Source organism: Collinsella aerofaciens, assembly GCF_040920445.1.
Taxonomy (GTDB): domain Bacteria; phylum Actinomycetota; class Coriobacteriia; order Coriobacteriales; family Coriobacteriaceae; genus Collinsella; species Collinsella aerofaciens_BH.
Window position 1 is genome coordinate 1 of record NZ_JBCOTQ010000060.1, and the last position, 12,308, is coordinate 12,308.

The 12,308-nt window shown below is 58.3% G+C and carries 9 protein-coding genes and 1 tRNA gene; 9 read left to right on the top strand and 1 reads right to left on the bottom strand.

Translation table 11 applies throughout. The features are described 5' to 3' along the window. Positions 1-373: 373 nt before the first annotated feature. The 4 genes from AB5405_RS08625 to AB5405_RS08640 all read left to right on the top strand — a co-directional run bounded on the left by AB5405_RS08625 (position 374) and on the right by AB5405_RS08640 (position 5,628). Positions 374-2,755, top strand: coding sequence for a tetratricopeptide repeat protein (locus AB5405_RS08625; protein WP_368138201.1), 2,382 nt, complete (start codon positions 374-376; stop codon positions 2,753-2,755). Positions 2,756-2,917: 162 nt separating this feature from the next. Further along, positions 2,918-4,000: a DUF8462 domain-containing protein gene (locus AB5405_RS08630; protein WP_055285935.1), complete on the top strand. Its 1,083-nt coding sequence runs from the start codon at positions 2,918-2,920 to the stop codon at positions 3,998-4,000. A 209-nt stretch (positions 4,001-4,209) separates the two neighbouring features. Further along, positions 4,210-4,300: transfer RNA gene (locus tag AB5405_RS08635), tRNA-Ser, on the top strand. Between the two features lie 524 nt (positions 4,301-4,824). Next, positions 4,825-5,628 (top strand): TM2 domain-containing protein, encoded by an 804-nt coding sequence (locus tag AB5405_RS08640; protein WP_255413478.1) that lies wholly within the window; start codon positions 4,825-4,827, stop codon positions 5,626-5,628. A 161-nt stretch (positions 5,629-5,789) separates the two neighbouring features. On the opposite strand, the gene AB5405_RS08645 is transcribed toward AB5405_RS08640, so the two are convergent. Further along, positions 5,790-7,130, bottom strand: coding sequence for a D-alanyl-D-alanine carboxypeptidase family protein (locus tag AB5405_RS08645; RefSeq protein ID WP_368138202.1), 1,341 nt, complete (start codon positions 7,128-7,130; stop codon positions 5,790-5,792). Between the two features lie 199 nt (positions 7,131-7,329). Between AB5405_RS08645 and AB5405_RS08650 the strand changes: the two genes are divergently transcribed. From AB5405_RS08650 to AB5405_RS08670, 5 genes are all read left to right on the top strand, one after another. Further along, the gene (locus tag AB5405_RS08650; protein WP_368138203.1) at positions 7,330-8,025 is read left to right on the top strand and encodes a response regulator transcription factor; all 696 of its coding nucleotides are present in this window, start codon (positions 7,330-7,332) and stop codon (positions 8,023-8,025) included. Positions 8,026-8,050: 25 nt separating this feature from the next. Next, positions 8,051-9,289, top strand: coding sequence for a sensor histidine kinase (locus tag AB5405_RS08655; RefSeq protein ID WP_368138204.1), 1,239 nt, complete (start codon positions 8,051-8,053; stop codon positions 9,287-9,289). A gap of 103 nt (positions 9,290-9,392) precedes the next feature. Continuing rightward, on the top strand, positions 9,393-10,268 hold the full coding sequence (gene pstB / locus AB5405_RS08660) for a phosphate ABC transporter ATP-binding protein PstB (RefSeq protein ID WP_368138205.1): 876 nt from the start codon (positions 9,393-9,395) through the stop codon (positions 10,266-10,268). Between the two features lie 64 nt (positions 10,269-10,332). Next, on the top strand, positions 10,333-11,061 hold the full coding sequence (locus AB5405_RS08665; protein ID WP_368138206.1) for a response regulator transcription factor: 729 nt from the start codon (positions 10,333-10,335) through the stop codon (positions 11,059-11,061). Between the two features lie 3 nt (positions 11,062-11,064). After that, the coding region (locus tag AB5405_RS08670; protein WP_368138207.1) for a sensor histidine kinase at positions 11,065-12,308 on the top strand (1,244 nt) is incomplete at its 3' end.

The following is a 12,308-nucleotide window of genomic DNA, read 5'->3' on the forward strand; positions in this document are numbered from 1 at the left end:
GTCGAGGCGCGAGCGTGAAGCGGACGCGGAGCGTCCGTAGCGAGCGGGCGAGCGCGCCGGCAGGCGGGCGAAGCCGGTGCGGATCCGCGAAGCGGATGCGCGGAATCCTATACGCCGCACCAATTGAAATCGAAAGCCTCCGGTAACGGGGGCTTTTCTTTTATGGCGGCATTCGACACCAGAAGCTCGACTGGAATCGTGCGCCGCCGTCCGCGGGAGACTATTTCTTATCGACTCGTGTAAGATTCCGAGTAGGTGTCGCGGCCCATCCGCGACCACTCCTTCTTTCAACGACTGATCAGGGTGATATTTCGTGGCAGAGCGTCCGACATACAAGCTCAGGTTTCTCGACCCCAAAAAGCGTTTTCCATCGATGCCAGAGCAGCCTGCGGGGCGCTCATATGGTGTTGTCTGGAAAGTCTTTGGCGAGGACCCCAAAGAGTCGTGCTATGTCGTCGAATTCGTCGGCAAAACTCACATATCGCTCTTGGGCTACGTGAGCGTGTCGGGCAAGGTTTATAAGGTTGATCGTCCTGTTCGGGAAGTACCGTTGCCCGAGGACCCTGACATGGAGCTGGTCCTTCACGAGTCCGATTCCAGTATTGGCGAGATTATGGTGAGGGAAGCTAACGGTGCAATGCGCACGTGTGCGCGAACTGCCGGCTCTCCCGAAGGCCCCATGCGCGAGCAGTCCGACCACGAGACATGGAATTCGACCCGCGCCCTTCCTTTCGGCGAGTTCATGGCCTCGATGTTCTTGCGCTACGTGATATTTGCCAACTCCGAAAGCGCTATTGCGAACACGGCGGGCGTCGACGGCCTCGATGCAGGCATGCAAAACGTTGTCGACAAGATCAAACTCGTAAAGTTGCCCGAGCCGGTCGAGGTGTTTTTGGGCTTTGACACGGCACCGCTCCCCGATGCTATCGAGACGCTGCTTTACCGTGTTGACCATGCCGAGAATCCGAGCGGTATCGAGCGTTATGCCGCCGCCCTGATGAGCGAGATCGACTTGCCCCGTCTGCGCACCATTGCTGCCAAGTCCGAAATGAGCCTAGCGCGCATTGACCGCTCAAAGCTGTTCTATCTCAATTTTGATCGTAGCCTGCTGGACCAGGACGAGATTGACATGCTGCTTGCCATCGAGTGCCGTCTCAACCGCCTCTCCGGCATCCTTGAGCGCATCGGGGCCGGATTGGCCCCCGCGGCATCCTCGCCGAGCCTTGAGGGCTGCGCGCTCTTTGATGCGTGGCATATCGCCAAGACAACCAACGATGTTCCCCGACTGCTCGATACGACCTCGAGCGACAACCCGTGGGGCAAACCCGGAACGGTAGCTTGCCAGCCGGGCGGTGAGTGGGATGTGCGTACCCGCTTCGCGCGTATCGTCGAGGCGCTTAACGTGGTCACACGGCTCGACTATACCTATCGGGCAAACGTTGCCGAGGGGATTATGCTCGTTCGGTTTGGGCACTCTGTCGTGGATGCCATGCCACAACGTGAATACGACGCCCGGGAGGATGTCTGGCGCGAGTTGGACGAGAACGCGCGTGTGATTTGGGCCGCGGAGCACGACGCGCGCGTGGCGCTTACGCTGGCAGCGGCTTGCTTTGCCGCAGGTGCCTGCATTGCGCGCTGCTATGTTCAGATTGCGGCTCCCGACGGCGAGCAGGGCGAGCGCGTCATTGCAACATATTCCTTTGGGCGTGCGGCCTATCTGGCCAATTGCGTGCCTGTCGCCAAGGATCTTGAGAGCATGGATATGGACGATATGCCGTGCAAGCGCATGCTTGAGGCATATGAGTCGGACGCGCCGGATGCGATTGAGCCTGCGGAGGTTCACGCTCGCCCGCGTGACGACCACCGTTCGCTGCCGCCGGCGTTGCGCGACCTGCTGCTTGCCGATACGGCTGATGAGCTCGAGGTCATGGAGATGGACGATGACCCGTATGTGGCGCGCGTCGTCGAGTTGCGCGAGCAGGCAAAAGTTGACCGTGCAAGTGCGTTTGAGGGCTTCTCCCGTCTTGTTGAGGAGCTGGAGGCCAAGTGTGCCGTTGCCGAGCTTTTGGCAACGGGTCCGGTCCAGACGCAGTTTTGCGACAACCAGCTGGTACGCATGGTGCTGCCGGTAATGGAGGAAGACCGCTCCGTTCGTTTTTTGCGTGCTCCCGATGCGCTGTACTTTGCCCAGCACGAGATCTGCAGTTATTACGCCGAGCAGGAGGATTTTGAACGGGCATTGCCCGAGGTGCGTCGTCTTTACGATCTGGCTCGCTCGTCCATGCAGTCGCACTTTGCGCTCATCAACGTGCTGGCGCGCCTGGAGCGCTTTGACGAGATTATCGAGGTGGCGCGCCACGGCCTGCGCATTGCCAGTGACCGTTCCGCAATCGGTTATCTGTTCTATCGTCTGGCGTTTGCCTATTGGAACTGCGACCAGCTCGAGCTCGCGTTGGCGTGCTACCGCCTCGTGCCGCGCGGCGAGGAGTCGGGTAGCAGCGCGCTGGAGGAAATGCAGGGCCTTATGAACGAGATGGGCGTCAACGAGCCGCCGACGTTCGAGGATGCGGTTGAGACCATCCGTAAGGCCGGGCTCGAGCTGCCTCCCGTGTCCGCCGTGACCAACCAGCTGGCGGATGCCGCCGTGCAGCTGGTCGATAACGGCTTCTTTTTCCTGGCGCGCGTCTGCATCTTCCAAATGTGGCGCACCATGGGCAACGATGAGCTCGGCTCCCTCAGTCGCTCGCTGGGGTAGGGGCGATATAGAGGGGCCGCACCGCGCTATTTGTATCGGCGCGGGCGGGAGGACCCGGCAGGATCGGTAAGGCATAAAGCCGCCGAGCCTGCTAAAACTGTTAAACTCTGCTAAAGTTGCTAAACTTTGTTAAAGTTGTTAAAACTAGCAGAGGAGGGCAGAATGACGAAAGCTGTTAACCCCTTTAAGCCAACGGCGGGCATGAATCCGCCTGAGCTTATCGGACGGGACACTGTTTTGGATGACTTTGCCGAGGCTCTTGAGAATGGTCCTGGTGCCCCCGATCGACTCATGCGCATCTCGGGCGTCCGAGGCACAGGTAAAACGGTGCTCCTTAATGCATTGGGTGACCTTGCACGCAAAAAAGGATTCGAGGTCGTTGACGTTGCCTCCAATGCTGGTTTTTGCAATAGAATCCTCGAGGCTCTGCAGCGAAACGTTCGTCTTGAATCAATCTCGATTTCCCCATCGATTTTAGGGGTCAGCCTTGGCTCCATGGAGATGTCGAAGTCGGCCTCTCATCTGGGCGAGGCGATGTACGATGCTGCGAAGCGCGGTGGTCTGCTCATTACGCTCGACGAGATCCAGGATGCCTCAACTGAGGAAATGCGTGAGCTAGGCAATGAGATGCAGCTCTTGATCCGCCAAGGAGCGAATGTCGCTTTCGCTTTCGCCGGGCTGCCGACATCGGTAGATGGCGTGGTGGTGGATGATACGTTGACGTTCCTTCAGCGAGCCAAACATGTTGAACTTACTCGGCTTTCCGATTTTGAAGTTGGCGGATCGTTTGAGGATACGATGAGACGAGCGGGCAAGGAGCTCGACAAAGGTGCCGCTGAGCTATTAACAAAAGCTTCGGCAGGCTATCCCTTTATGGTCCAGCTGGTCGGATATTACGCTTGGCAGGTTGCTGCGCGCAGTGGGGCGGAGAGCGTGAGCGAAGAGGCGGCTCGTAAGGGTATCCAGGCGGCTCTTGATAGCTTTAATGCTATGGTGATTGCCCCAGCGCTGCGCAGGGTGTCGGAACGGCAGTTTCAGTATCTCGCGGCGATGGCTCAATGCGAGGGCGTCGATATCGCCAACGGCGATATCGCCAAGAAGATGGGTTTGTCGGCGAACAAAGTTGGGTCATATCGCAAGCGTCTGATCGATGCGGGGTTGATTGAGCCCGCGGGCTATGGCTGTGTTTCGTTTGCAATTCCGTACATGCGCGATTATCTGTTGGAGACCGTTCGAGAGGACTAATAAAGAATGGGCTGTCCGCGCTGTCGCTGGGGCCGTCCTTGTATCTTTGTCTCAATCTGTAACATCTGGAGGGGATTACGGCCTGCAGATGTTACAGATTGAGATGATTGACTGAGACGTTTACTGGTAAAAGAGAGGTAAAAGAGGAAACGCCTCAAAATTCCCCTTGCCCAACTTCGGCTGTTTGGTTACTATAGAACGGCTGTTACGGAGAGCTGACCGAGAGGCCGAAGGTGCTCGCCTGCTAAGCGAGTATGCCCCAAAAGGGCATCTGGGGTTCGAATCCCCAGCTCTCCGCCAGTATGACTTTGAAGAAGGGTCCCATTTGGGGCCCTTTTTTATTATCAAGAATGGCGGCTGGGGATTAGAGTCCGAAAGGGCGTGAACATTAGGCAAACACGGGGCGCTTGAAAACGGGGAGACCCAGGCGTGCTCGTGCACCCCGGTGTGGGGTTTCGAGGGGATGGAGTAGAAATATGGTAAAGGTCGGGCTGCGTAAGCCGAATCTAAAGACATCACTCAAGGCAAGAACGACCGGCAGAGCGAAGCGCGCGGTAAGGCGGGCGATAATCCCCGGCTATGGTAAGAAGGGCATGGGGTGAATCAAAAATCCGAAGAAGGCTGCTTACAATGCCGTATACAGCAGAACGACCGTCGGAGTTGGGGATGTCGCTCGCGCCGTTGCTAAATCAGGCGCTCGGAGCTCGGCGTCAAGGACGTCCTCAATTACTGTTTCATCGCATGAAATTACACCTTTGGCGAAGCCTGAACAGAAATCTCTCACTCGAGAGATTACGTCGGTTGACAGGGCAAACAAGGCGCTTTTGCTATGCTTCCTTCTTGGGTGGTCGGGCGCTCATAGGGCGTATGCACGGATGTGGGGTAGCTTCTTTCTATATCTCTTTACCTTTGGCCTTTTTGGATTTGGTTGGCTGTTTGATATTGTGACACTACTGATGAGACGCTCCGAGCTAAGGCGTCTCGGCGACAGTGATCCGACTCAACAGCAAGCGCCATGTTCCGTTGATTCTACATTCGATCGAAATGTCGCCGACTCCGGAAATTGGGAACAGCGTGGAGATGGGGAGGCTGCGGCTCGGCTAGAGCTTCAACGTAAAAACCGTGCCTATATGGAAGAAAACGGCATCGACGTGGAGATGTTTACCGAGGAAAAGGTCGCAGCGGACGCCTTGCGAACCATTGAGTCGGTATGCCCGTGCATGCTTAGGTTTGACCGAGGCATGAGCGAAGAGGAGCCAAGCATCAGCTTTTGCTCTCCAACAAAGACGGGGAAAATGCCCAAGAATGTCGTCGAGGCCCGCATTTACCATCAGGATGTGAAGCTATTGATGGATTCCCACGGCTTCGAATTGCCGGAGTATGGTGACAGCATCAATGTCATGATTAGTTATCTAGCTGATGGGCGCATAAATAAAGTCGATATCCATGGGTTCCATAATGGCCGCTCCGTTAGTGTCTCCATTCGCAGGCGGAGCGACGATCTTGTTATGACGAGTGCGGGCACCATCGGAGAAACGGGTGCCTGGCAATCGCTGTGTCCTGGGGCAGACCCCTCAGCTGGGGATCTTTTTAGGGCCTTGACCAAGGAGGTCGAAAGGATCTACTAGCATGCCCGGTGGACCCGTTTTCAAGGTCCGAAAAGACACAGCGAAGGTAAACGGCTAGCAATGTCGCTTTGGTGATTCTGACGCATCCCGTTTAAGAGGTATTCAAAAAGAGGCGCCCCGTTGGACGCCTCTCCAATCTCAAATGTAATGTTCCCCCAGCCCTACACCTCGGGCGCCTTGGCGATGGTCTCGCTTTCTGCCGTAAGCGGGCGATTGTCGATGCGGCGGCCCAGGCGGTCGAGCTTCACAAGGAGCCACTCAATGGGATTCGGCCCCGAGCCTTCCTCGTCGGCAACCAAATCCATGACGGCGATCTTGGTGCCGTCTTGCTTGAGCGTCACGCTGCCCACCTTGTCGCCCACATGCACCGTGCCCGAAAGGTCATCGTAGGTAACCTTTTCGGTCACCTCTCCAGCAAGCGAAAAGACGGTTGCCTGAGCTGCGGGGTCGGCGAGCGTGGCATCGATCGTCTTGTCCGTCCAATCGGTCTGGCCAATGCGCGCGATGAGCGGATTGCCGTTGGCAGTCTTTTCCTGCGTGTTGGCGATCGCAACCGTCACCTTGTGGCCGTAGTACCAGTTGGCAAGGGCGGCCGTGTCGGCAAAGCGCTGATCGGTGGTGCTGGAGTTCAAGACGACGGTGTAGGTCTCGTCGCCATCGCGGTTGTAGGCTCCCGTAAAGCAATAGCCGGCATCGTCGGTGGTGCCGGTCTTACCGCCGATATTGCCGTCCTGCCCCAGCAGCTCATTGTGCGTATCCATGGAATGCGAATGGTCGGAACCGTCGGCGCCCGTAACCTCAATCCAGGAATCATCGCTCGCCACGATTTCGCGGAACGTATCGCTCTTCATTGCCTCCTGCATCATCAGGGCTACATCGTGCGCGGTAGAGTGCATGTCGCCGGCCCACTCATCAAAGTCCAGACCGTGCGGATTCTCAAAAAGCGTTCCCGTGCAGCCGAGCTTTTTAGCGCGCTCGTTCATGGCCTTTACAAAGGTGGCCACGGCGTCCTTGGTCTTGGGGTCGATCTTTTTGCCCACGTGCTCGGCAAGCGCGATGGCGGCATCGTTGCCCGAGGGGATCATCAGACCGCGCAGAGCTTGCTCCACGGTGAGCTCGTCGCCTTCGAGCAGGCCGGCGGTCGAGTTGCCTACGGTGGCGGCAGCATTGCTCACCGTGATCTTCTCGTCCATTTTGCAGTTCTCGACGGTCAGGATCGCAGTCATGACCTTGGTAATTGAGGCGATCTTGACCTGCTCGTCGGCACTTCGGGCGTAATAGACGGAACCGTCCTTGCTCATGACGATGGCGTTGGTCGCATCGATATCGGGCAGATTCTCGGCCGTGATGCCGCGGGCGTCGGCGGTCTTGCCGCAAACGATATCAGTCGTAAGCACCTGGGCGTTGGCGATAGACGGCACGCCGGCAGCAAGGGCGAGAGCGCAGGCAATGCCGGCGATCAGTTGCGCGGAGCGCTTTACAAGAGAACTAAGGGTCTTCACAGATTTCGCTTTCGACGGGATGGTCTCTTTAGAGTTCAAAGTATATCGTTTACCGGCGTGGACAATCAGTGCGCGGGCGTGCGCGGCCCATGTCTGCGCCCGAACGGACGCATAGGTGCTTAAGGTCGACTTAAACGACCGCGCTTGTTGTGTGTGGCGCGCGCTGCCTCGGGCATAATGGAGCGCGAGAGGAGCACGCATGAATGAGCGCATTTTGGTAGTTGATGACGAGAAGGCCATCGCCGACCTGGTCGGTATCTACCTTACAAAAGAGGGCTTTGATGTTCAGATTGCCTATAGCGGAGCAGATGCTGCCAAGGCGATTTTGGAGCAGGAGTTCGATCTGGCGCTGCTGGACGTCATGCTGCCCGATATCGACGGCTTTGAGTTGCTGCGCACCATCCGCGCTGGCCATACCTATCCCGTTATTATGCTGACGGCGCGCGATGCCCAGCAGGATAAGATCGAGGGCCTCTCACTGGGTGCAGACGATTACGTGGTCAAGCCGTTCCGTCCGTTGGAGCTCATAGCGCGCGTTCATGCTCAACTCCGTCGTTACACCAGCTACGGCAGCCGCGCACAGGCGGTCGAATCGCCGACCATCCAGCTCGATGGCCTCGAGATCAACCGCGATGCTCGTTGTGTGACGGTGGACGGTGCACCGGTGCGCCTCACGCCCATCGAGTATTCCATCTTGCTGTATCTGGTCGAGCATCGTGGCAGCGTGGTGGCCGTGGGGGACCTGTTCCGCGCGGTGTGGAACGAGGATTTTATGCCCGGCTCCAACAATACGGTGATGGTGCACATCCGCCATCTGCGCGAAAAGATCGGCGATGATGCCCAAAAGCCGCGCTTTATCAAAAACGTCTGGGGCGTCGGCTACATAATCGAATAACGCCTTTGGTGGTGGGGAAGTGGATATGACAAAAGACGATAGACGGGTATTCGAGGTGCCCGATCGACTCTTTGAATACATAAGGGCGGTCGTCGACAACCGCGCGCTTGCGACGGTGCTGCTCTTTTTGCTGAGTCTGCTACTCATCGGCATTGACAATATTGTTGGCATCCTGGCAGTTCTGCTCATTGGCTTCTTGCTGATCGATCGATTCGAAATCGTTCGCCGCTGCGTGGTAATCGGCGGTGCCGCGTGGGCGATTACGCTGGCGATCGGGGCCATGGCGCTTGGCGGTATTGGCGAGCCCGTGTTCTTTGATGCCGCCTTTGTGTTCAACATGCTCGGCTTTGTGCTGGCGCTCGCCGTCTGTGTCCTGTTCTTTTGCGGGCGCGCCCTGTATTACCAGGGTTATGAGCAAGGCGAGCAGCATGCCGACCGCGTGATCGCCGCCCGTATTCAGGACCGTCTGATCGATAGCCCTGACACGTGGGATACCATCGACGGCGACTTTCTCGAGGTCGAGGGTGCGCTCAATCGGGCGCGCGATTGTGAGCGCAAGGTGCAGCAAGCTCTGCGTGACGAGTCGCATCGCAAGGACGATCTGGTCACGTACTTGGCACATGACCTACGCACCCCGCTTGCCAGTGTGGTGGGCTATCTTTCGCTGCTGCAAGAGGCTCCTGAGCTGCCGGTTGAGCAACGTGCGCACTTTACGGGCGTGGCTCTCGACAAGGCGCACCGGCTCGATGCGCTCATCGAAGAGTTCTTCGATATCACGCGCTTTGACTTCCACGATATCGTGCTCACGCGCGGCTATGTTGATCTGGGGTTGCTGCTGGCTCAGGTGGCTGACGAGTTCTATCCCATTCTCAACGAACAGCACAGGGAAGCCCAGGTTGATATCTGCGAGGACCTGACGGTGCTCGTGGACGGCGACAAGATGGCTCGCGTATTCAACAACATCATGAAAAACGCCGTTGCCTATAGCTATGAAGGCTCGACGATCACGATTGAGGCTGGGCGCCAAGATGACGGTGGCGTGCGAATTCGCTTTATCAATCAGGGTGATCCGATTCCGGCGGCTAAGCTCAAGGTGATCTTTGAGAAGTTCTATCGCCTGGACGCGGCACGTGCGACCAATCGCGGTGGCGCCGGCCTGGGTCTTGCCATCGCCAAGGAGATTGTCGCGGCGCACAGCGGCACCATTGCGTGCGAATCGACGCCCGAGCACACGGTGTTTACCATTGCACTGCCCGCTGCGTAGCGTAGGCGCCCTTACAAACACCTGACAATGCGCTCACGTGCATATGAGCCGCGATTTCTACTATCGATACTGCTGAATTGATATCGATGTGGAGGTATGCGGTATGACGGCTGCTGCGGCCATGGATCCCACGGAGCTCGAGGAGCTAATGGAGGCGCAAGCCGAGGCTGCGCACGAGCGCGAAGTCGGGGACGCGACTCGTCCCACGGCGCAGGATCTTGCCGCCTCGCCGACGCGCATCGACGTCAAGGGCCTCGACCTGTTCTATGGCGACCACCATGCGCTCAAGAACGTATCCATCAAGATTCGCGACAAGCAGATTACCTCGTTTATCGGTCCTTCGGGCTGCGGTAAGTCGACGCTACTGCGTTGCTTTAACCGCATGAACGACGGCATCAAGGACTGTCGCATCGAGGGCAAGATCGCACTCGACGGCCAGGATATCCTGGGCGACTACGACATCTGCCGCCTGCGTCAGCGTGTGGGCATGGTGTTTCAGCGCCCTAACCCGTTTCCCATGAGCATCTACGACAACGTCGCGTATGGCCCGCGCGGCATGGGTGTGCGCGACCGCGCCGTGCTGGATGAGCTGGTCGAGGACTCTCTTCGTCGCGCTGCGCTATGGGATGAGGTCAAGGACAAACTCAAAGAGTCGGGGCTGGGCCTTTCGGGCGGGCAGCAGCAGCGCCTGTGCATCGCCCGCGCGCTTGCCGTGCAACCCGATATTCTGCTGATGGACGAGCCCACGAGCGCTCTCGATCCCGTATCGACGCTGGTGGTTGAGCAGCTGGCCTGCGAGCTCAAAGAGACCTGCACGCTCGTGGTCGTTACGCACAATATGCAGCAGGCGGCGCGCATCTCCGACTCGGTCGCGTTTTTCTTGCTGGGTGAGTTAGTGGAGCACGCGCCCGCCGCTCAGCTCTTCAAAAATCCCACCGACCCGCGCACGGCGGATTATTTAACGGGACGTTTTGGCTGATACCATCTAGTAAAGGTACCTTTAGGGTTAAGATGCGGTCATGCCGGCCGCAAAGGGGTTCAACATGATCTATTACGTCGAGGACGATGACAACATCAGGGATTTGACGGTCTATGCACTGCGCAAGCAGGGAATCGAGGCCGAAGGCTTTTCGTGCGATGGCGAGTTTAAGGCCGCCGTGGCGCGACGGGTACCCGATGCCGTCCTGCTCGACATCATGCTGCCCGATACCGACGGTTTGGCAATTATGCGTCGCCTGCGCGCCGACCGCCTGACGGCGACGGTGCCCATCATGATGCTCACCGCCAAAGATACCGAGCTCGATAAGGTGATGGCGCTCGATGGCGGTGCCGACGATTATCTGACCAAGCCGTTTTCGCTCATGGAGCTTGCCAGCCGTTGCCGTGCGCTGCTGCGCCGCGGCGGTATGGTCAAGCAGGCGAGCGATGTGCTCAGCGTGGGCGATATCGTGCTTTCGCCCAGCCATCGCGAGGTGACCGTTGCTGGCGAGCCGCTCAAGCTTACTTTGCGTGAGTTTGATTTGCTCGAATATCTTATGCGCAAGCCCGGCGTGGTCTTTACCCGTGAGTCGCTGCTGCAGAGCGTGTGGGGCTGGGACTTCGACGGCGGCTCGCGTACCGTCGACGTTCATGTGCAGACGCTTCGCCAAAAGCTCGGCGAGCGTGCCGGCGCTATCGAGACGGTGCGCGGCGTGGGCTATCGCCTGGCCGAGCCTTCCGCCGGTAGCGATGTCGAAGATGCCGGCATTGCAGACGCCGCAACGGAGGAGTAATCCGTGGTCTTTGCCCCTCAGGGAAAACACACGCTCTCGCATCGCGTGTTTGCGACGATATTTGTCTGCGCTATGTCCGTCATTTTGGCGTTTACAGTGCTGGGCGCGTTCTTTGTGCAAAACACCTTGGCAGATGCCACGAGTGCCAACCTTTCGCAAGAAACCGAGCTTATTGCCGCCGCCTTAAACGAGCAGAAGGAGCCCATCGCATTCTTGCGAAGCCTCGATCGCGAGGACCTTCGTATCACGCTGATCAACAGGGATGGATCGGTCGCCTATGACAACGAGGCGTCTCCTTCCATGCTGCCCAACCATGGCGATCGCCCCGAGGTCGTTGAGGCCCTTGAGAGCGGTTCGGGCTCCGCGGAGCGCTCGAGCACCACGCTCGACGAGATTATGCTCTATCGCGCCGCCGCCCTTGATAACGGTCAGGTTGTTCGTTTGGCACAGGCCCAGCCTGGCGTCGCGGCGATTTTGCTTTCGCTGGTGGCGCCGATGCTGCTTATCGCGGCGGCGGGCGCGGTGCTTTCGTTTTTCCTTGCGCGCCGCGAATCCCGTGCCATCATTGCGCCGCTGCAGGAGGTCGATTTGGACCACCCGCGCCGTAGCTATGAACATGCCTACACCGAGATGGTTCCCATGCTCGAGCGCATTGAGTCGCAGCGCCAGGAGCTTAAACGCCAGATGGCTGTGCTGGCCGATAATGACCGCATGCGTCGCGAGTTTACGGCCAATATCACTCATGAGCTCAAGACCCCGCTTACCGCGATTTCGGGCTACGCCGAGCTTATTGCAAACGGCATGGTTGAGGGCGAGGATGACCTGCGCAACTTTGGCGGTCGCATCTATCGCGAGGCGGGCCGTCTAGCAGCGCTGGTAAACGACATCTTGACGTTGTCTAACCTGGACGAGGCCGAACGCGCGACCGAGGGCGAGGCAGTGCCTATTGGTTCCACGGAACCCATTGAGCTCTCGCGCGCTATTACGACGGTGGAGCAGCGCCTTGAGCAGGTCGCCCGACAGTCGGACGTGACCATCGTGCGCAAGACGAAGCCCGTTGTGGTCGAAGGTGTGCCACGCCTGATCGACGAGCTGATTTATAACCTGGCCAGTAACGCTATTCGCTATAACCAGCCCGGTGGCACGGTTACGCTTCGATGTGGGACCAATGATGAGGGCCATCCGTACCTGACGGTTGCCGATACGGGTATCGGCATCGCGCCCGAGGAGCAGGGCAAGGTGTTCGA

Excerpts from the sequence above, each read along its gene's own strand:
- AB5405_RS08625 (WP_368138201.1), top strand. The coding sequence starts at position 374 with ATGCCAGAGCAGCCTGCGGGGCGCTCATATGGTGTTGTCTGGAAAGTC.
- AB5405_RS08630 (WP_055285935.1), top strand. The coding sequence starts at position 2,918 with ATGACGAAAGCTGTTAACCCCTTTAAGCCAACGGCGGGCATGAATCCG.
- AB5405_RS08650 (WP_368138203.1), top strand. The coding sequence starts at position 7,330 with ATGAATGAGCGCATTTTGGTAGTTGATGACGAGAAGGCCATCGCCGAC.
- AB5405_RS08655 (WP_368138204.1), top strand. The coding sequence starts at position 8,051 with ATGACAAAAGACGATAGACGGGTATTCGAGGTGCCCGATCGACTCTTT.
- pstB (WP_368138205.1), top strand. The coding sequence starts at position 9,393 with ATGACGGCTGCTGCGGCCATGGATCCCACGGAGCTCGAGGAGCTAATG.
- AB5405_RS08665 (WP_368138206.1), top strand. The coding sequence starts at position 10,333 with ATGATCTATTACGTCGAGGACGATGACAACATCAGGGATTTGACGGTC.